At 66.2% G+C, this 17753-nt stretch carries 16 protein-coding genes and 1 tRNA gene; 11 read left to right on the top strand and 6 right to left on the bottom strand.

Translation table 11 applies throughout. From position 1 onward, the window contains the following. The first annotated feature begins 171 nt into the window (after positions 1-171). From pepN to ACV22V_RS21910, 7 genes are all read left to right on the top strand, one after another. Entirely contained in the window at positions 172-2865 is a 2694-nt protein-coding gene (gene pepN / locus ACV22V_RS21940; RefSeq protein WP_448015543.1) for an aminopeptidase N, read from the top strand. A gap of 288 nt (positions 2866-3153) precedes the next feature. Continuing rightward, positions 3154-4173 (top strand): class 1 fructose-bisphosphatase, encoded by a 1020-nt coding sequence (locus ACV22V_RS21935; protein WP_059530086.1) that lies wholly within the window; start codon positions 3154-3156, stop codon positions 4171-4173. A 209-nt stretch (positions 4174-4382) separates the two neighbouring features. Further along, a tRNA-Thr gene (locus ACV22V_RS21930) sits at positions 4383-4458 on the top strand. A 178-nt stretch (positions 4459-4636) separates the two neighbouring features. Then, positions 4637-5446: a helix-turn-helix transcriptional regulator gene (locus ACV22V_RS21925; protein WP_448015542.1), complete on the top strand. Its 810-nt coding sequence runs from the start codon at positions 4637-4639 to the stop codon at positions 5444-5446. 176 nt (positions 5447-5622) lie between these two features. Further along, positions 5623-7368 (top strand): FAD-dependent oxidoreductase, encoded by a 1746-nt coding sequence (locus tag ACV22V_RS21920; protein ID WP_448015541.1) that lies wholly within the window; start codon positions 5623-5625, stop codon positions 7366-7368. After that, entirely contained in the window at positions 7365-7577 is a 213-nt protein-coding gene (locus ACV22V_RS21915) for a hypothetical protein (RefSeq protein WP_059530094.1), read from the top strand. Before ACV22V_RS21920 ends, ACV22V_RS21915 begins: the two co-directional genes overlap by 4 nt. A gap of 214 nt (positions 7578-7791) precedes the next feature. After that, positions 7792-8046, top strand: a complete 255-nt coding sequence (locus ACV22V_RS21910; protein ID WP_059530096.1) for a GlsB/YeaQ/YmgE family stress response membrane protein — start codon at positions 7792-7794, stop codon at positions 8044-8046. A gap of 88 nt (positions 8047-8134) precedes the next feature. On the opposite strand, the gene ACV22V_RS21905 is transcribed toward ACV22V_RS21910, so the two are convergent. From ACV22V_RS21905 to ACV22V_RS21890, 4 genes are all read right to left on the bottom strand, one after another. After that, positions 8135-8617, bottom strand: a complete 483-nt coding sequence (locus ACV22V_RS21905; RefSeq protein ID WP_448015540.1) for a TlpA disulfide reductase family protein — start codon at positions 8615-8617, stop codon at positions 8135-8137. Beyond that, positions 8614-9873 carry an exo-alpha-sialidase gene (locus ACV22V_RS21900; protein WP_448015539.1) on the bottom strand — a complete coding sequence of 420 codons (1260 nt, stop codon included), beginning with the start codon at positions 9871-9873 and terminating at the stop codon, positions 8614-8616. Before ACV22V_RS21900 ends, ACV22V_RS21905 begins: the two co-directional genes overlap by 4 nt. After that, a complete protein-coding gene (locus tag ACV22V_RS21895; protein WP_448015538.1) occupies positions 9861-12209 on the bottom strand; it encodes a TonB-dependent receptor in 2349 nt (782 codons plus the stop codon). The genes ACV22V_RS21900 and ACV22V_RS21895 overlap by 13 nt, the downstream gene beginning before the upstream one ends. A 127-nt stretch (positions 12210-12336) precedes the next feature. Then, positions 12337-12726, bottom strand: coding sequence for a DUF2946 domain-containing protein (locus ACV22V_RS21890; RefSeq protein WP_059530106.1), 390 nt, complete (start codon positions 12724-12726; stop codon positions 12337-12339). 197 nt (positions 12727-12923) lie between these two features. Here ACV22V_RS21890 and ACV22V_RS21885 point away from each other — a divergent pair, with 197 nt between their 5' ends. Both ACV22V_RS21885 and ACV22V_RS21880 read left to right on the top strand, forming a co-directional pair. Beyond that, on the top strand, positions 12924-13070 hold the full coding sequence (locus ACV22V_RS21885; protein WP_167359231.1) for a hypothetical protein: 147 nt from the start codon (positions 12924-12926) through the stop codon (positions 13068-13070). A gap of 220 nt (positions 13071-13290) precedes the next feature. Continuing rightward, positions 13291-13884, top strand: coding sequence for a chorismate mutase (locus ACV22V_RS21880; protein WP_059530108.1), 594 nt, complete (start codon positions 13291-13293; stop codon positions 13882-13884). Positions 13885-13921: 37 nt separating this feature from the next. On the opposite strand, the gene ACV22V_RS21875 is transcribed toward ACV22V_RS21880, so the two are convergent. Further along, complete coding sequence (locus ACV22V_RS21875; protein ID WP_448015537.1) at positions 13922-15049, bottom strand: exonuclease domain-containing protein; 1128 nt, start codon at positions 15047-15049, stop codon at positions 13922-13924. 160 nt (positions 15050-15209) lie between these two features. Continuing rightward, positions 15210-15413: a cold-shock protein gene (locus ACV22V_RS21870; protein ID WP_027783827.1), complete on the bottom strand. Its 204-nt coding sequence runs from the start codon at positions 15411-15413 to the stop codon at positions 15210-15212. 393 nt (positions 15414-15806) lie between these two features. On the opposite strand from ACV22V_RS21870, the gene ACV22V_RS21865 reads away from it, so the two are divergent. Both ACV22V_RS21865 and ACV22V_RS21860 read left to right on the top strand, forming a co-directional pair. Then, positions 15807-16070, top strand: coding sequence for a hypothetical protein (locus ACV22V_RS21865; protein ID WP_059530114.1), 264 nt, complete (start codon positions 15807-15809; stop codon positions 16068-16070). 508 nt (positions 16071-16578) lie between these two features. After that, on the top strand, positions 16579-17721 hold the full coding sequence (locus tag ACV22V_RS21860) for a porin (protein WP_059530117.1): 1143 nt from the start codon (positions 16579-16581) through the stop codon (positions 17719-17721). Positions 17722-17753: the final 32 nt, after the last annotated feature.

The following is a 17753-nucleotide window of genomic DNA, read 5'->3' as shown; positions in this document are numbered from 1 at the left end:
TCCGTCATCCGTTCGTCGCACCGCGCGAACCGCACGGGATGCCGATAATACGCGGACAGCCGGAACCGGTAAAAAGTTCGCCCGGCACGCAGCCGCCAGCCTTTGTACAATGGCCCGGTTCGCCCGGCCCGCGCCGCGGGCCCGATCCCCATTCCACCGATCTCGACGACCATGTCCGACAACGCCTCCTCCACCGTGATCCGCCGCGCCGACTATACGCCGCCGGCCTTCCTCATCGATTCCGTCGCGCTCGAATTCGAGCTCGCGCCGGCCCGCACGATCGTCAGGAATACGATGCGCGTGCGCCGCAATCCGGACGCGGCGCCGACGCCGCACCTGGAGTTGCTGGGCGAAGCGCTCGAATTCCTCGGTGCACACCTCGACGGCGCGCCGTACGGCGCGGTGCGCGTGCACGAACACGGGCTGACCGTCGAAAACGTGCCCGACGCGTTCGAGCTCACGCTCGACAGCGCGTGCGCGCCGGACCAGAACACGACGCTGTCCGGCCTGTACGTGTCGAGCGGCAACTTCTTCACGCAGTGCGAGGCCGAGGGCTTTCGCCGCATCACCTACTTCCTCGACCGCCCCGACGTGATGGCGTCGTACACCGTCACGCTGCGCGCCGACAAGACCGCGTATCCGGTGCTGCTGTCGAACGGCAACCTCGTCGACTCGGGCGAGCTGCCCGACGGCCGCCACTTCGCGAAATGGGAAGACCCGTTCCGCAAGCCGAGCTATCTGTTCGCGCTGGTCGCGGGCAAGCTCGTCGCGATCGAGGAGAAGATCACGTCCGGCTCCGGCAAGGAAAAGCTGCTGCAGGTCTGGGTCGAACCGGCCGACCTCGACAAGACCCGTCACGCGATGGATTCGCTGATTCACTCGATCCGCTGGGACGAGAAGCGCTTCGGCCTCGAGCTCGATCTCGACCGCTTCATGATCGTCGCCGTGGGCGACTTCAACATGGGCGCGATGGAGAACAAGGGGCTCAACATCTTCAACACGAAGTACGTGCTGGCGAACCCCGAGACCGCGACCGACACCGACTTCGCGAACATCGAATCGGTGGTCGGCCACGAGTACTTCCACAACTGGACCGGCAACCGCGTGACCTGCCGCGACTGGTTCCAACTGAGCCTGAAGGAAGGCCTGACGGTGTTCCGCGACCAGGAATTCTCGGCCGACATGGCGGCGGGCGACGACGTCGACTCCGCGGCCCGCGCGGTCAAGCGCATCGAGGACGTGCGCGTGCTGCGCCAGCTGCAGTTCGCCGAGGATGCAGGCCCGATGGCGCATCCGGTGCGTCCGGAAAGCTACGTCGAGATCAACAACTTCTACACGATGACCGTCTACGAGAAAGGCTCGGAAGTCGTGCGGATGTACCAGACGCTGTTCGGCCGCGACGGCTTTCGCAAGGGGATGGACCTGTACTTCAAGCGCCACGACGGTCACGCCGTGACGTGCGACGACTTCCGTCATGCGATGGCCGACGCAAACGGACGCGATCTCGCGCAATTCGAACGCTGGTACAGCCAGGCCGGCACGCCGCGCGTGTCGGTGCGCACCGCGTACGACGCAGCCGCGCGCCGCTACACGGTCACGCTCGCGCAAGGCTACGGCGATGCGTCGCCGGCCGCGCGCGAGACGCAGCAGGGGCCGCTGCTGATTCCGTTCGCGATCGGCCTGATCGGCCGCGACGGCCGCGACCTGCCGTTGCGTCTCGACGGCGAAGCGGCCGCGTCGGGCACGACGCGCGTGCTCGACTTCACCGACACCGAACAGACCTTCACGTTCGTCGACGTGCCGGAGCAGCCGCTGCCGTCGCTGCTGCGCAATTTCTCGGCACCGGTGATCGTCGAGTATGACTACAGCGACGACGACCTCGCCTTCCTGCTCGCCCACGACAGCGACCCGTTCAACCGCTGGGAAGCCGGCCAGCGCCTCGCGACGCGCGCGCTGCTGACGCTCACCGCGCGCGCCGCCGCGAACGAGCCGCTCACGCTCGGCGAGAACTTCGTCGCCGCGTTCCGCCGCGTGCTGACCGATGAAAACCTGTCGCCCGCGTTCCGCGAACTTGCGTTGACGCTGCCGTCGGAAACCTATCTGGCCGACCAGATGGCGGAAGCCGATCCGGCCGCCGTGCATCGCGCGCGCCAGTTCGTGCGCCGCCAGCTCGCGACCGCGCTGCGCGCCGAGTGGCTCGCCGCGTACGAGCAGCATCAGACGCCGGGCGCGTACGAGCCCACGCCCGACGCATCCGGCCGCCGTGCGCTGAAGAACCTCGCGCTCGCGTATCTCGCCGAACTCGAGGATCCGGCCGACGCCGTGCGCATCGCGACCGAGCAGTACGACGCGGCGAACAACATGACCGATCGTGCCGCCGCGCTCGGCGCGCTGCTGTCCGCCGCGGCATCAGGCGCGAACGACGCGGCCGCACACGCGCTCGACGACTTCTACCGTCGCTTCGAGAAGGAAGCGCTCGTGATCGACAAGTGGTTCGCGATGCAGGCCGCGCAGCGCGGCACGTCCACGCAGCCGACGCTCGCGAAGGTCCGCAAGCTGATGGCCCACCCCGCGTTCAATCTGAAGAACCCGAACCGCGCACGCTCGCTGATCTTCAGTTTCTGCGCGGCGAACCCGGCGCAATTCCACGCGGCGGACGGCTCGGGCTACGCGTTCTGGGCCGAACAGGTGCTCGCGCTCGACGCGATCAACCCGCAGGTCGCCGCTCGCCTCGCCCGCTCGCTCGAACTGTGGCGCCGCTTCACGCCGGCGCTGCGCGACCGGATGCGCGAGGCGCTCGAGCAGGTCGCCGCCGGCGCGAAATCGCGCGACGTGCGCGAGATCGTCGAGAAGGCCCTCGCGTAACGTCACGCACGCGATTCGCGTCGCGTGCCCGTGCGACGAAGCCGGCGTCGCCCCGTTGCGGCGCCGGCTTTTTTGTCGTCTGAAGGTTGGCGGGGTCGGAGCGGGACCATGCGTTCAGCCGCCCGGTTTTACCGCCGCTTTCGCGCCGAGCCGCCGCGCCACGCACGCCGGCACCCGGCCGGGGCAGCCGACCGACCATGTAACCGGACGAAAAAAGGCGGCGGCTCGGGAGGCGCGCCGGGTAAAATTGCGGCAATTCAAGGATTCTTTGGCCTTTCGGAGTCTGTCATGTCCATTGCCCGCCGCACCACGCTGTCCAAGTTCCTGATCGAGCAGCAGCGTGAGACCAACAACCTCCCCGCCGACCTCCGCCTGCTGATCGAAGTCGTCGCCCGCGCGTGCAAGGCGATCAGCTACAACGTGTCGAAGGGCGCGCTCGGCGATGCACTCGGTACCGCCGGCAGCGAGAACGTCCAGGGCGAAGTGCAGAAGAAGCTCGACATCCTGTCGAACGAAATCCTGCTCGACGCGAACGAATGGGGCGGCAACCTCGCCGCAATGGCGTCGGAAGAAATGGAAACGTTCTTCCCGATCCCCGCGAACTACCCGCGCGGCGAATACCTGCTCGTGTTCGACCCGCTCGACGGCTCGTCGAACATCGACGTGAACGTGTCGATCGGCACGATCTTCTCGGTGCTGCGCTGCCCGGACGGCAAGCAGGCGACCGAGGAATCGTTCCTGCAGCCGGGCACGGAGCAGGTCGCGGCCGGCTACGCGGTGTATGGCCCGCAATCCGTGTTCGTACTGACGACCGGCAACGGCGTGAACTGCTTCACGCTCGACCGCGAAGTCGGCTCGTGGGTGCTCACGCAAAGCAACATGCAGATCCCGGCCGATACGCGCGAATACGCGATCAACGCATCGAACGCACGTCACTGGTATGAACCGGTCCAGCGCTACGTCAGCGAACTGAACGCCGGCAAGGAAGGCCCGCGCGGCGACAACTTCAACATGCGCTGGATCGCGTCGATGGTGGCCGACGTGCACCGGATCCTGAACCGCGGCGGCATCTTCATGTACCCGGCCGACAAGCGCACGCCCGATCGTCCGGGCAAGCTGCGCCTGATGTATGAAGCGAACCCGATGTCGTTCATCGTCGAACAGGCCGGCGGCGCCGCGACGACGGGCACGCAGCGCATCATGGAAGTGCAGCCGACCGGCCTGCACCAGCGCGTGCCGGTGTTCCTCGGCTCGAAGAACGAAGTCGAGCGCGTGACCAGCTATCACAACGAAGGCGAAGGCAAATAAATTTGCACTGCAGCACTAGACGGAGGTGCGAGACGCCAGTACAATCGCGCCTTCGCGATGTGGCCCTGACAGGCTGCATCGCAGTGAAGTGAAAGCGGGAAGTCCGCCGGATCGATGGTTTCGCGAAGCAGCCGCAGCAAGCTGAAAAAAATTTCGCAAAACCTATTGCCAAGATCTCGGATTTCACCATATAATTTCATTTCTCTGCTGCCGGTGTAGCTCAGTTGGTAGAGCAGCGCATTCGTAATGCGAAGGTCGTAGGTTCGACTCCTATCTCCGGCACCAAGATATAAAGGCCTGATAAGCATCGCTTATCAGGCCTTTTCTCTTTTCCGGCGACGATTTCCGATACACGAAGTCCTGCGCCACCCTCCCCGTCATTTCCGCTTGCGGGCATCCCCCGACTCCCGCGCCGCGCGCCGCCGATTACAATCGCCGGACCACCCGGCCCTTCCCCCGCATCATGCGCATCTGGCGCCTCGAACGACCCAACCTCGGCGGACAACTGGACGTGTCCCGCGCGACCGGTCTCGTCACCGCGATCGGCGGCAGCGAGCCGAATGCGTTCGCCGCGGAAATCCTGAAGCTGTTCGACGATGCGCTGTCCGTCACGCAGTGCACGATCTTCGCGTATGAGTTCGGCAGCCGGCCACGCACAGTGTCGGTCGCCGATCATCGCGGCGGCCGCTACCTGCGTGACGTCGCCGACACCTACGTGCGACATTTCTATCCGCTCGACGGCAACCAGAAGATCGTCTCGGCCGCGGGTCGCGCAACGCACCGCCGCGACGTGCTGCTGCATCAGCAGGCCGGCGACGAGATCTGCCACGACGCATATCGGGCAGCCTGCTACCGCGGCCCCGACGTGTCCGATCGCCTCGCGTTGCTGATGCAGCCGAACGACTCGACCTGGCTGTCGATCAACCTGTATCGCGCGCATCGCAGCGGCGCGTTCCAGCCGCGCGAGGTCGCGGCCATCGAAACACTCGCACCGCTGATCGCGCAGGCCGCGCAGCATCACTACGCGCTCGCCGGCGCGGCGCAGATCGGCATCCCGCAACTGATGCTCGCGCGGCTGCGCGGCGCGTGCCCGGCACTGTCCAAGCGCGAACTCGACGTGCTGCGCGGCGTGCTCGAAGGCCAGACCGCGCAGGAGATCGGTGAAACGATCGGCGTGAAGGCCTCCAGCGTCGTCACGTACCAGAAGCGCGCGTACCGGCGCCTCGGCATCTCGAGCCAGCGCCAGCTCTTTGCGCTGTGCCTGCAACCCTGAACCGCGCTCGCCGATCCTGAACGCGTCGAGGGTAAATCCCGGCCCGCCGCCGGCCGTACGCTGTACCCGGAATGGGGACAGCGGTGTTCGGTACGGCTTCCATACTGCATCCAGCCTGCCGCACGCATCGCGTCGTCGAGCGTGCGCATTCCAACAGTGCAACCTGGAAGCCAACGATGGGCATCGAATTCAAGCCATATCCGTTCGTCGCCGCGCGCCATCCCGCGCACCTGCCGACCTGCAGCGACGGTGTCGACGTGCAGCGGCACCGCGTCGCGATCGTCGGCGGCGGGCCGGTCGGCCTCGCCGTCGCGCTCGGCCTCGCCAATCACGGCATCCGCAGCGTGCTGCTCGAAGCCGACGATTCGGTCTGTCACGGCAGCCGCGCGATCTGCATCTCGCGACGCAGCCTCGAGATCATCGAGCGGCTCGGCGCACTCGATGGTTTCCTTCGCGTCGGACTGCCGTGGAGCGGCGGACGCAGCTTCTATCGTCACGACGAAGTGCTGCATTTCACGATGCCGCAGGACGAAAACCAGAAGCTGCCGCCGATGGTGAACCTCGCGCAGTATCACATCGAGCAGTTCCTGCTCGACGCCGCACTGCGCCGCCCCGAATTCATCGAAATCCGCTGGCAGACGAAGGTCGCCGGCGTCACGCAGCGCCCGGACGGCGTGCGTCTCGACGTCGATACGCCGCTCGGCGGCTACGCGCTCGATGCCGACTGGGTCGTCGCGAGCGACGGCGGGCGCAGCACGATGCGCGATGCGCTCGGCCTGTCGCTGCACGGCACCAGCTACGAAGGCCGTTACGTGATCGTCGACATCGCGCTCGACAGCGATCGGCCGACCGAGCGACTCGCCTACTTCGACCCGGCGTCGAATCCGGGCTCGACGGTGCTCGTCCACAAGCAGCCCGACAACGTGTGGCGGATCGACTACCAGCTGCGCGACGATGAGGATCCCGAAGCGGCCGTCAAACCCGAGAACGTGATCCCGCGCGTGCAGAGCCTGCTCGACATGATGGGCGAGCGCGGCGACTGGTCGCCGATCTGGATCACGATCTACAAGGCGAACGCGCTGACGCTCGAACGTTACCGGCACGGCCGCGTGCTGTTCTGTGGCGACGCCGCGCACCTCGTGCCGATCTTCGGCGTGCGCGGCGCGAACTCGGGCATCGACGATGCCGACAATGTCGCGTGGAAACTGGCGTACGTGATTCGCGGCCTCGCGTCAGACGCGCTGCTCGACAGCTATTCGGACGAGCGCGTGTTCGCGACGCACGAGAACCTGCGCTACGGCACCAAGAGCACCGAGTTCATGGCGCCGCCGTCGTTCGCATTCGACCTGATGCGCAAGGCCGTGCTGACGCTCGCGGCCCGGCATCCGGCGTTGCGTTCGCTGATCAATCCGCGTCAGACATCGGCCATCGCTTACACGGCGTCGCCACTCAATGCGGACGAACGCGATGCGTTCTCCGCTGGGCCGCCGCCCGGCACGGTACTCGCCGAATGTCCGCTGATGCTGCAGGCGTCGAGCGACATCGGCAACGACAACGGCGCGCGTCGCGGTCACCTGACCGATCTCGTCGGCGCGTGCTTCACCGCTTTCCGCTTCACACGCGACGGTGCGTCCGATCCGTCGTTCGCCGATCTCGAACGACGCCTGCGCGACGCCGGCATACCGTTCGCGCTGGTCACGCTCGCGCGGCACGCGGCACCGCAACATCCGCGATGCGGCGGCTACGATGCCGACGGCCGGCTGTTCGACCTGTACGGCGCGCGCGACGGCACCGTCTATCTCGTGCGTCCGGACGGACATGTGCTCGGCCGCTGGCACGATGCGCGCGTCACCGACCTGAGCGCCGCGCTCAAACGCGTGCTGCACCCGCACACGTCATCCGATCCTCAGGAGAACGCATGATGACCGACACCGAACGCGACATCCTTTACACCGACCTGTGCCGCACGATGACTCGCATCGGCGAAACCGATGCATCGCTCTTTCTCGCGCGCTTCGCACTGCTCGCGATCGAGGCGATCGGCGACGCGGCGACCGTCACCCGCCTGATTGCCGACGCCGGTGACGGCCTGCCCGACACCGACGCATCGACGCCGACGCACGGACGATGACACATGGCACCCCTTTCCTTACAGATTCATTGCGTAGACAGACGAATCCCCTGGAAAAACCCGTTAAGGGTGCATAACATTACTTAACGATTCCGACCCGTCTATCGCGTTACATTGCGTGGGCGGCGCGGCGGGTCGCATGCCGCCTTCATGCAGCTTGCGGCGAAACAGCCGACGTCCGGTCATTTCGACTCAACACAAGGAGAGGATCACCATGACTCATGGCTTGATTATGTGGCTCATCATCGGCGCGATCGCCGGCTGGCTGGCGGGCCTGCTCGTCAAGGGCGGCGGGTTCGGCCTGATCGTCGACATCATCGTCGGTATCGTCGGCGCGGTGATCGGCGGCTGGCTGGCGGGGGTGCTCGGCATCAGCCTCGGCAGCGGCTTCATCGGTTCGGTGATCGTCGCGGTCATCGGCGCCGTGATCCTGCTGTTCGTGATCCGGCTGTTCAGGCGCGCGGCCTGACGATCTTCTCGCGCGCCCTCGGGCGCGCTTTCGTTTCGTATCTGCATCGAAGCGGCGCGCGGCATCGCCCGCGCGCCACCTTCCGCTTTCACCGGCGCTTGCCGCCTTGCAACCAGCCGTCGAGCACGTCGGTCGTCAGCAATCCGCTGCGTGCCTCGCGTGCGCCATCGCGTCCGATCCACACGGTACGCGGCATTTCTCCCCGCCACGTCGCATCGAGTGCCGCTCGCAGGCGCTCGGGCATCGGCTCCGCATTCGCATACTGCGCGACCTGCGGCGGCAGGTTCATTTGCGCGAGCGCCTGTGCGATCGCCGCACCGTTGTCGTCGTACGCGTCCATCGAAACCATCGCGAGCCGCACGTCCGGATGCCGGCGCTGCCACGCGACCAGATGCGCGGCGTTCTCGCGGCAGTAGCCGCAATCGAGCGACCAGATCTCGACCGCGAGCGGCCGTTCGGGCGCCGTCGCGTACAACTTCGCGACCTCGGCCGCGCGCAGCGGCTGCAGTTCACCGGCCCATGCGGGCAGGCTCGCAAGCACGGCGCCGATCGACACCATCAGCCGTTTCATCGCGCTCCCTCCACGGGAATGAGCCGATAGCCGTCGTAACGCGTACGCCACGACAGGTAGATGCGTCCTGCATCGTCGAGCAGTTGCGGGTTGTCGCTCGCGCCCGACGTCGACGCGATCACGCGCGGCGCCGACCAGTGCTCGCCGCGATCGTCCGAGCGGCGCAGCTTGATCTGCATCGTGTCGCCGTCGAACACCTTCCATGCGAGCCACACGACATCGCCGCGCGCGACGAGCGCCGCATGCGATGCCTGCTCGGCCGGTACCGACGGATTCGCGCCGAACGCCCAGGGCGTGCCGAGTGGCCGGCCATCGGCGCCGATGCGCGAGTAGAACACGTCGGCGCGACCGTCGACGACGCCGAACCACGCAATGTGGCGCGTGCCGTCCGGCGTGATCGCGAGCGCCGGCCCGTGCTCGGGGCACGCCTCGACGTGCCAGTTCGAAAACGTGGCGCGCACCGGCACGACGGGCTCCGACGCCGACACGGGCAGCACCGCGAGCGCATGATCGCGGATCTGCCCCGGGAACACGTTGCGCCACACCGCTTCGATATGTCCGGCCGGACCGATCGCCATCGCGATGCGGCAGCATTCGCATGTGTGATCGGTGACCTTGCGCTCGGGCTCGAACGACGCGCCGCCGTCGCGCGACACGGCGTAGTACACGGCCGCGCCGTCGTACGTCTGCCCCGCCGCCTTCGCCGCGACGAGATCGCGCTTGTCGATCCACGCGATCGCGATGTTGCCGGCCGGATCGACCGCCATCATGTCGAAGCGGTGCGTGATTGCCTGCCGGTCGCGATGCACGGTGACGGGCACGCTCCACGTCGCGCCGCCGTCGAGCGAACGCGAGAAGCGCACCATGCCCGTGTACGGCGCATCGAGCGGCATCGACCACGACACGTACACCGCGCTGCCGTCCGGGCTCGTCGCGATCTTCGGGCGATTCTCCGCACTCGTGTAGATCGGCTCGGGCATCGCGTTGACGGTCGTGGGTGCGGACAGCGTGCGGCCCGCGTCGTCCGAGCGCGCGACGACGACGTGCGCGCCTTCGACCCATGCGACCCACAGCCGGTGCCGCGCGTCGAATGCGGCGCCGGTCGCGAGCGGCTGCTTCTGCTGCGCCGGCGCGGCCTGCATGCTCATGTGCGCCGCATGCGGATCGACGGCGTTCGGCGCGTCGTGCGCGCGTGCGGGCGACAGCGCCGCGAGCCACAGCGCGCAGCCTGCCGCGAACGATTTCACAGCGACCATTTCAGTTCTCCGAAGAAAGTGCGGCCCGGATACGGGTGGAACACGTAATAGCGGCGGTCGGTCAGGTTGTCGATGCCGAGCGACGCGGTCCAGTGACGGTCGAACCGGTAGCGCGCCTTCAGGTCGACGACCGTGAAGATGCTCGTGCCGCCGTACACGTCCGGATTCACGTCGCCGTTGTCGAGCGTATTGAACTGGCGGCCCGAGTAGCGGACGCCGACGCTCGCGAGCCAGTGCTCGTCGAAGCGGTACGACGCGAGCAGGTTCGCGCGCATGCGCGGGATGCGCGGAAAGCGCGAACCGACGTAAGCCGGATTCGCAGTGTCGGCCAGAATCTGCGCATTGCTCGCCGACACGTTCGCGTCGATGTCGAGCCCGCGCAGCCCGACGTTCTGACCACTGAATGCGAGTTCGACGCCACGTACGCGCACCCGATCGACGTTCGAGATGTTGGTGACGGTCGACGCGCCCGACACCGTCGTCTGGCTGTAGATCGAATCGCGCAGGTCGCTCTGGAACACGCTCGCGCGCACGACGCCGACACCCACGTCGCGCTCTGCCGTGAAGTCCCAGTCGATCGCCTTTTCCGGGCGCAGGTTCGGGTTGTTGTTGACGATCGCGTTGTTCGAGATCGTGCCCTGGAACAGTTCGCCGACCGTCGGAAAGCGCGTGCCGGTCGCGAACGACAACCGGAAGCGCCAGACGTCCGTCGCGTCCCATTGCAGCGCGACTTTCGGCGACAGCGCATTCGCGCCGCGGTCCGCATAGCCGAGCATGCCGTTGGCGTTGCCGAGCGCGCCGCCGTATGCATCCCAGCGCTCGTAGCGCAGGCCGAGGGTCGCGAGCCAGCCGGGCGCGAAACGCCACGCGTCCTGCGCGAACAGCGCCTGCGTGCGCGTGTCGCCCCGGTAGACGCTCGCGAGCGACGCAGTCGGCCCGGCCAGCCAGTCGGCCGTGTTGTACGTGACGTTGCGCAGGAAATAGTTGTCGTAGTGATAGCCGAACGTAAATGCATGGCCCTTCACTTCCGGCGCCTCGGCCTTCAGGTCGAACGTGCGCCAGCCCGTGCCGTCGCCCTGGAACAGCGTGCCCGCCCCGCCCTGCACGGTCGACGCCGCGCGCAGCACGTCGCGCGACACGTCGTATGCCGACACCACGCCCGACAGCCGCCAGCCCGAATCGAGCCGGCCGTTCAGGCCGAGCGCGTACAGCCAGTTCTCCTGGTCGCCGCGCTGCGGCGCGAACGCGCTCGGCGCGACGGTCATGTTCCGGCCGCCGATCAACACGTTGCCGCCGTAGACGGGATTGCCCGCCGCATCGCGAAGGAAGGTCTCGCCGTGCTGCCGGTAATGGTTTTCCCAGTGCCCGAGCGTCAGCGTCGCGTCGACGCGGTCCGTGAACGCGTAGCCCATCCGCACCGTCCCGTTGAGCTGCTCGGTCCGCTCGATGGTCTGCGCGCCGACGATCGTGCGCGGCTTGCCGTTCGGCCCGATGTCGGTGGCCGCCCCCGTCACCGGCACCGCGGCGCCGAGCTTCGGGTTGAAGGCTGAATTGGGGCTCGCATACTGCATCGGCTGGCCGTTGTTCTCCAGCCGGTCGAGCGACAGCGAAAACCAGAACTTGCCGATGCGGTTCGCGATCCGCGCGGTCTGGTGATTGCCGCCGAAGCTATCCGCGAAGCCGTAGCCGTCGTGATAGCGCTGCGTGAAGAACTGCGTCGACAGCGACGCCTCGAGTGCGTCGGGACGCCGCGTCGTCAGCAGCACGGTCGAGCCGATCGCGTTGCCGGGATACAGCGCGGAAAAGGGACCATACAGCACGTCGACGCGCGCGATATCGTCGGGCGCGATCAGCGACCAGCGCGGCGGATACGCATAGCTCGAACCGAGCAGGTTCGACAGCAGCAGGCCGTCGGCGTAGACGAGCCCGCGCGCGCTCTGCAGCTCGTTGAAGTCGCGGCCGGCGAACACGCTGTTGCGGTCGCCGATGTAGCGCTTGCGAACCATCAGGTTGGGGGCGTACTTCAGCGCGTCCTCGGTGGTGACGTTGGTGTGCGCGTCGATCTGCTCGCGCGTGATCGACTCGACGACGGCCGGCGTATCGGGATCGACGGGTTGCCGCCGGGCGGTAACGCTGACGGCGGTCAGCGTGTCGCCCGTCGGCGCGGGCGCGGCGACCGGTGCGGCATGGCCGGCCGGGTCGCCCGGACCGCCGGGCGCCGGGTCGGCGGATACGCCATCGATCGTGGCCGCCTGCGCGGCAGGCCAGGCAAAAACGGCCGCGCAGGCGAGCGCGAGCCGGCCGCGCGACGGCCGCGCGGCGAAGGTGAACGACATGGATGAATTCCTGAAAACGTGACCGGACGCCGCCGGGCGCGAGCCGACGCGCCGCGCGCACACGGCGCGGCGCGCGGACCGGGCCGCGGGCGGCACGCGCGCCACCGGGGCGCGCGGACGATATCAATCAGATCGGGACGTTTTCAGGCGGGCCGCGCGGCTGCGCGAGGCGGATGCCCTTGCGGGGAAAAACGGGAACGGCCGGGGCGGCGGCCCGGTACGCGAAGGCGCGCACGAAGCCCGGCAACGCAGGTAGGCTCGTGCCGAGCGCCACGTTCGCCGCGAAGCCGGGACAGTACACGCAGTGCGGCACGCCGGCATGGTCGAACGACGATGTGCCGCGGTCGTCGCCCGACTGCGCGAGGACGATCTGACGCGCACCTGCCGCACTGCACAATTCGAGCGTGAGCTCGCCGGAACCGTTCGATGCGAGACGCGCGTAGCCGACGACGGGCGACAGTACGTTCAGTACGAGCGCCAACCATACGAGGCCGATCCATCGCGTCGTTCGTTTCATCGCGGTCCAGGAAAAAGTGCGCGCAAGTATAACAAGCGGCCCGATCGTTGCCGACGTGCGAGGTGCAATAGCCGGCATCGCACGGTGCGCAGCAGCGCATGTGCCGTTAATACAACAGAGACAAAATCTAACGATTCGCCTCTGGCATAAATCCGAGCGCGAGGTTGATAATTATTGAACCTGCTGGAGAAACGACCATGGACGAAAGACCAACCCGCATGCCCCCGCCCGAGCAAGTGATGAGCCCGGATCCGGAACCCGTCGGCGTGGAATTCCTCGCCGAGTTGCCCGAGTATGTCCGGGCATTCTTCGACGAGCAGCACAAGCTGTACTCGCCGAAGTGAACCTACGTTCCGTTCTGTAACCGCCACGTGTCGATCGATATCGTGCGGTTCATCGCTGCGTTTTCGGCGCAGATCGCTTCGCACCCGGGCTGCAACGGCCTGACGGTGCCGGATCAGCGCGTCCGCTGATTCTTCTGTCGCGTCGTTCCGCCGCGCGACTGTCTTCGTCTATCCTTCTGGTTTTCCACCTCCGGCCCGTCCGGTTCTCCCGATCGTTCCGATGAAACAAGCCATTCGTGCCAGCGTCGCTGTCGCCGCGCTCGGCGTCGCCCTTTTTTCGTCACCGCACATCGCACGCGCGGACGGCGACGACACCGCGCTCACCAATCTCGTCGCGCTCGCATCACAGCGGCTCGCGCTTGCCGAACCCGTCGCGCGATGGAAATGGGCGAATCACAAGGCGATCGAGGACCAGCCGCGCGAAGCGGCACTGCTCGCATCGGTCGAGAAGCGCGCCGCACAGTCCGGCGTGGATCCGGCGTTCGCGCGCACGTTCTTCGAGGATCAGATCGCCGCGAGCAAGGACGTGCAGAACGCGCTCTTTGCAACGTGGCGCGCGACGCGGCCGCCGGAAGGCTCCCCGCCCGACCTCGCGACCAGCACGCGGCCGGCGCTCGATCAGCTCACGCAAAAGATGCTGGCCGGCCTCGCGCAAGTCGCACCGCTGCGCGACGCACCCGACTGCCAGGCGCGGCTCGCACGCAGCATCGCGAACTGGAAGACACTGACCCGCTACGACCGCACCCAGACGCAGGCGCTCGGCATCGCGCTGTCGCACGTCTGCTCCGCCGGCGGCGCCAGCGCGATCGGCTGACGGCGCACGGCCATTGCACGCGGCAGCACGGCCGTGCTCAGTCGGCTGGCGTGAGCGCCGCTAGCGGAATCAGTTGCAGGCCGCGCGCGAGATGCGTCTGCAGCAGACGATGGGTATGCGGTTCGAACGCACCGTCCGCGCCGTCGGCCACGAGCCGCGCGGCCGCATCGAGCGATTCGGCCGCACCGAGGTAGCGCCAGCCGTCGATCACGTGAAACAGGCGGCGCTCGCCGCTCGCCTCGAACGCGACCGGGCCGTCGAACGGCCAGGGCGCATTGCCGGCACGGCCACTTTCGGCCGCGGGACGCCGGTTGTATGACGGACGCAGGCGAGCGATCCACTGTGCTTCCGCAAGCATCGCGCCGAGTTCGTTGCCGGTCTCCCGCCATTCGACGCGCCGCACCTGCTGCGCAATCCGCATTTCCTTCGACGAACGCCGCTCGCCGGTCAGCAGCGCACGCAAGCGCTGCCGCACGCGCACGCTGCGGCCGACGTACAGCGCTTCGTCGCCCTGCCCGAACAGCGCGTACGCGCCGCATCCGGCCGGCGCGGTATCGAGCCACGCTTCGGTCATGCCGCCCGCGAGACGGAAGTGGCGCGTCGTGCGCGTAATCTGGTCGCGCAGACGCTCGAGCGGCACGATCTCGTGCAATTGCCGCCAGAACTGCCAAAGGAGATCGGCATCCGCGAGCGCCCGGTGGCGGGCGGCGGGGACGAGACCGTGGCGTTCGATCAGCGCATCGAGTCCGTGTCGCGCCTCCCGCGGAAACAGCGCGCGCGACAGCCGCACCGTGCACAGTACGTCCGGATTGAACGCGAAGCCGGCGCGCTCGAATTCGGCACGCAGGAAGCCCCGGTCGAAGCTTGCGTTGTGCGCGACGAACAGCTTGCCGTCGAGCCGCTCGAACAGCACGGGCGCGAGCGACGCGAACGACGGCGCGTCGCGCACCATCTCATCGGAAATGCCCGTCAGTTGCTGGATGAACGGCGGAATCGATTGCCCCGGGTTGACCAATGTGGTCCATGTCGACACGCCCAGCGGGCCGATTTCGACCACGCCGATTTCAGTGATGCGGTGTTCGGCGGACGAACCACCGGTGGTTTCGAGGTCGACGAAGACGAGCGGCTGTTCGCAGGCGGGATCTGACGGGCTGAAATCGGACATAAAAAGCGGGAGAAACGATGCTTCCGTGAGTATGCACCGGCAGGCGTGTTCGTGACCAGTCCGAAGCAGATTCGATTCGCCGGTCCCTGGTTTTCGTGCCCCAAAAAGCAAAAAGCCCCCGCGATGCGGGGGCCGGACGAGTTCGGCAATGCGTGGCGCGTCAGACCGCCTGGATATTCGCTGCCTGCTTGCCTTTCGGCCCGACTTTCACTTCGAAGGACACACGCTGGTTTTCCTTCAGCGTTTTGAAGCCGTCCATGCGGATTTCGGAAAAGTGCGCAAACAAATCTTCGCCGCCATTGTCGGACGTAATAAAGCCGAAACCTTTAGCATCGTTAAACCATTTTACGATACCGGTATCCATACCTTCGTTCCCCACTCGATTAGATCAAAAAAGCTACTGTTTATAGCCGCTTCCCGAAATCCCGCAACGGCGCGCCGACACTCACCCCCAGCGCTCCGCCCGGGGACGGAGTGCTGACTTTATAAATTGGACAATCCAGGCGCGTCAAGGGAATTTTTGGCGCTTTCTTTATCAAAAAAACGTCAATACCACTGGAATCGGTACACCATCGTCTTTTATTAATTGATTCGCACCAAAAACCTGTCAATATTACCGGGATCGAATCCCACATAATCGAAACCGTGAAAAACCTACCGGGGACAAATCGGGGCGGTAAAATCCTCGGGTTTTTTCCGGATTGCGAAGAACGAGGGACGTTGCGATGCTGGTGCAAGGCAATGGAAGGAGAAGGTCATGTGGCTGGACGGAATCAAACGCTTCGCGAGCCGACTCGCACGCGTGCGCCGCAAGTCCCGCGCGTTGGCCGAGTCCCGCGACACACCTTGCGACACCGAATTCGACCCGACCTGGCACGGCGATCATTGGCAGAACCTGCTGGCGTCACCGCTGGACGCCCGTCACTACGTGATGGAAGACTGGACGTATACGCCGCCGCAACCCGAAGCCGACGACACGCCGCCCACGGGCAAGCGCAAGCGACGCTCGTACACGCAATAGGGACCTGGAAGACGGGCAAAAAAAAAGCGCGACTGGGAAGTCGCGCCGACAAAGGTTTGGAGATCTTTTCCGTCAACGAAAAAGTCTGCTTCGGAAAGCAGAGATCGCAGTATAGCGAGAGAACATCCTTTCATTATCCATGCTCCACACAAACCTCTATTGCCGATGTGTCAATAATCGCGCCAGGCCTACTTCCGCCCGCCAGTGAGTGCCTGTCGCGATCGCGCAACGTCCACGACACCCTTTATGCAGTCCTGAGCACCTTCTCCGCCTGCTGCGCTGCCGCAAAGCCTTGATGGCCGGGGCTCCCGGCGCATACACTTATTCTTGCGGGATTCAAAATACAGTATTGCCGGAAGCAATTTTCTTCTGCACCCGGCCCCATCCGTACACTGCAAATGGATTTCCGACGAGGGTGCCGCGCTCCACGCGCACGGCGTCGCCGACCCGCGACGCCGCCGATGCCCGCAGCAGGTTCGATCGACATCATCCTGTTTGGAGACAGATCATGAAAAAGCCCCTGATCGTCGCCGCATTGACCGGCGTGTGCGCCACCGCCGCCCATGCGCAAAGCAGCGTCACGCTGTACGGCCTGATCGACGCCGGCATCACTTATACGAACAACCAGGGTGGCCACAGCGCGTGGCAGGAGACGAGCGGCTCGATCAACGGCAGCCGCTGGGGCCTGCGCGGCACCGAGGATCTCGGTGGCGGACTGAAAGCCATCTTCACGTTGGAAAACGGCTTCGGCATCAACAACGGTTCGCTCAAGCAGAACGGCCGCGAATTCGGCCGCCAGGCGTTCGTCGGCCTCGCGCACGAGAGCTACGGGTCGCTCACGCTCGGCCGCCAGTACGACAGCGTCGTCGATTTCCTCGGCCCGCTGTCGCTGACCGGCACCCAATACGGCGGCACGCAGTTCGCGCACCCGTTCGACAACGACAACCTGAACAACTCGTTCCGGATCAACAACTCGGTCAAGTATCAGAGTGCCAATTACGGCGGCCTGAAGTTCGGCGCGCTGTACGGCTTCTCGAATTCCAGCGATTTCTCGAACAACCGCGCATACAGCGTGGGCGCGTCGTACAGCTACATGGGCTTCAACGTTGCAGCCGCGTACATGCAGCTCAACAACAACATCAACGCGCTGTCGCTCGCAGCCAGCGACCCCGGCGCGGTGGCCGGCGACTGGACGTTTGCCGCCAGCCGTCAGCGCACCTGGGGCGCGGGCCTCAACTACACGTTCGGGCCCGCGACGGCCGGCTTCGTGTTCACGCAGACGCGCCTGACCGATTCGGCCAGGATCAGCGCCGGGCAGTCCGGTGTGTCGGGCGGCATCCCGCTCGCCGGCGGCACACGCTTCAACAATTACGAAGTGAACGGCCGCTACGCGCTGACACCGGCGTTCTCGCTCGCGGGCTCGTACACGTACACCGACGGCCGCCTCGACGGCCAGACGCCGAGCTGGCACCAGTTCAACCTGCAGGCCGACTATGCGCTGTCGAAGCGCACCGACCTGTATCTGCAGGGCGAGTACCAGCGGGTCAATGCGGACGGCCTGGCGGTCGGCGCGAACATCAACGGGCTCGGCACCGCGTCGTCGACGAACAAGCAGATCGCGGTCACGGCCGGCATGCGCCACCGCTTCTGAGCCACGCCATCGGTCCCGGCGCTTCGGCCGGG

This window comes from Burkholderia sp. AW33-5 (genome assembly GCF_053427615.1).
The sequence above is the reverse complement of the archived record's forward strand: the minus strand, read 5'-3'. Positions and strand labels throughout refer to the sequence as shown.

Excerpts from the sequence above, each read along its gene's own strand:
- ACV22V_RS21920 (WP_448015541.1), top strand. The coding sequence starts at position 5,623 with ATGGGCATCGAATTCAAGCCATATCCGTTCGTCGCCGCGCGCCATCCC.
- ACV22V_RS21905 (WP_448015540.1), bottom strand. The coding sequence starts at position 8,617 with ATGAAACGGCTGATGGTGTCGATCGGCGCCGTGCTTGCGAGCCTGCCC.
- ACV22V_RS21895 (WP_448015538.1), bottom strand. The coding sequence starts at position 12,209 with ATGTCGTTCACCTTCGCCGCGCGGCCGTCGCGCGGCCGGCTCGCGCTC.
- ACV22V_RS21865 (WP_059530114.1), top strand. The coding sequence starts at position 15,807 with ATGTGGCTGGACGGAATCAAACGCTTCGCGAGCCGACTCGCACGCGTG.
- ACV22V_RS21890 (WP_059530106.1), bottom strand. The coding sequence starts at position 12,726 with ATGAAACGAACGACGCGATGGATCGGCCTCGTATGGTTGGCGCTCGTA.
- ACV22V_RS21875 (WP_448015537.1), bottom strand. The coding sequence starts at position 15,049 with ATGTCCGATTTCAGCCCGTCAGATCCCGCCTGCGAACAGCCGCTCGTC.
- ACV22V_RS21880 (WP_059530108.1), top strand. The coding sequence starts at position 13,291 with ATGAAACAAGCCATTCGTGCCAGCGTCGCTGTCGCCGCGCTCGGCGTC.
- ACV22V_RS21935 (WP_059530086.1), top strand. The coding sequence starts at position 3,154 with ATGTCCATTGCCCGCCGCACCACGCTGTCCAAGTTCCTGATCGAGCAG.
- ACV22V_RS21900 (WP_448015539.1), bottom strand. The coding sequence starts at position 9,873 with ATGGTCGCTGTGAAATCGTTCGCGGCAGGCTGCGCGCTGTGGCTCGCG.
- ACV22V_RS21870 (WP_027783827.1), bottom strand. The coding sequence starts at position 15,413 with ATGGATACCGGTATCGTAAAATGGTTTAACGATGCTAAAGGTTTCGGC.
- ACV22V_RS21915 (WP_059530094.1), top strand. The coding sequence starts at position 7,365 with ATGATGACCGACACCGAACGCGACATCCTTTACACCGACCTGTGCCGC.
- ACV22V_RS21860 (WP_059530117.1), top strand. The coding sequence starts at position 16,579 with ATGAAAAAGCCCCTGATCGTCGCCGCATTGACCGGCGTGTGCGCCACC.
- ACV22V_RS21885 (WP_167359231.1), top strand. The coding sequence starts at position 12,924 with ATGGACGAAAGACCAACCCGCATGCCCCCGCCCGAGCAAGTGATGAGC.
- ACV22V_RS21910 (WP_059530096.1), top strand. The coding sequence starts at position 7,792 with ATGACTCATGGCTTGATTATGTGGCTCATCATCGGCGCGATCGCCGGC.
- ACV22V_RS21925 (WP_448015542.1), top strand. The coding sequence starts at position 4,637 with ATGCGCATCTGGCGCCTCGAACGACCCAACCTCGGCGGACAACTGGAC.
- pepN (WP_448015543.1), top strand. The coding sequence starts at position 172 with ATGTCCGACAACGCCTCCTCCACCGTGATCCGCCGCGCCGACTATACG.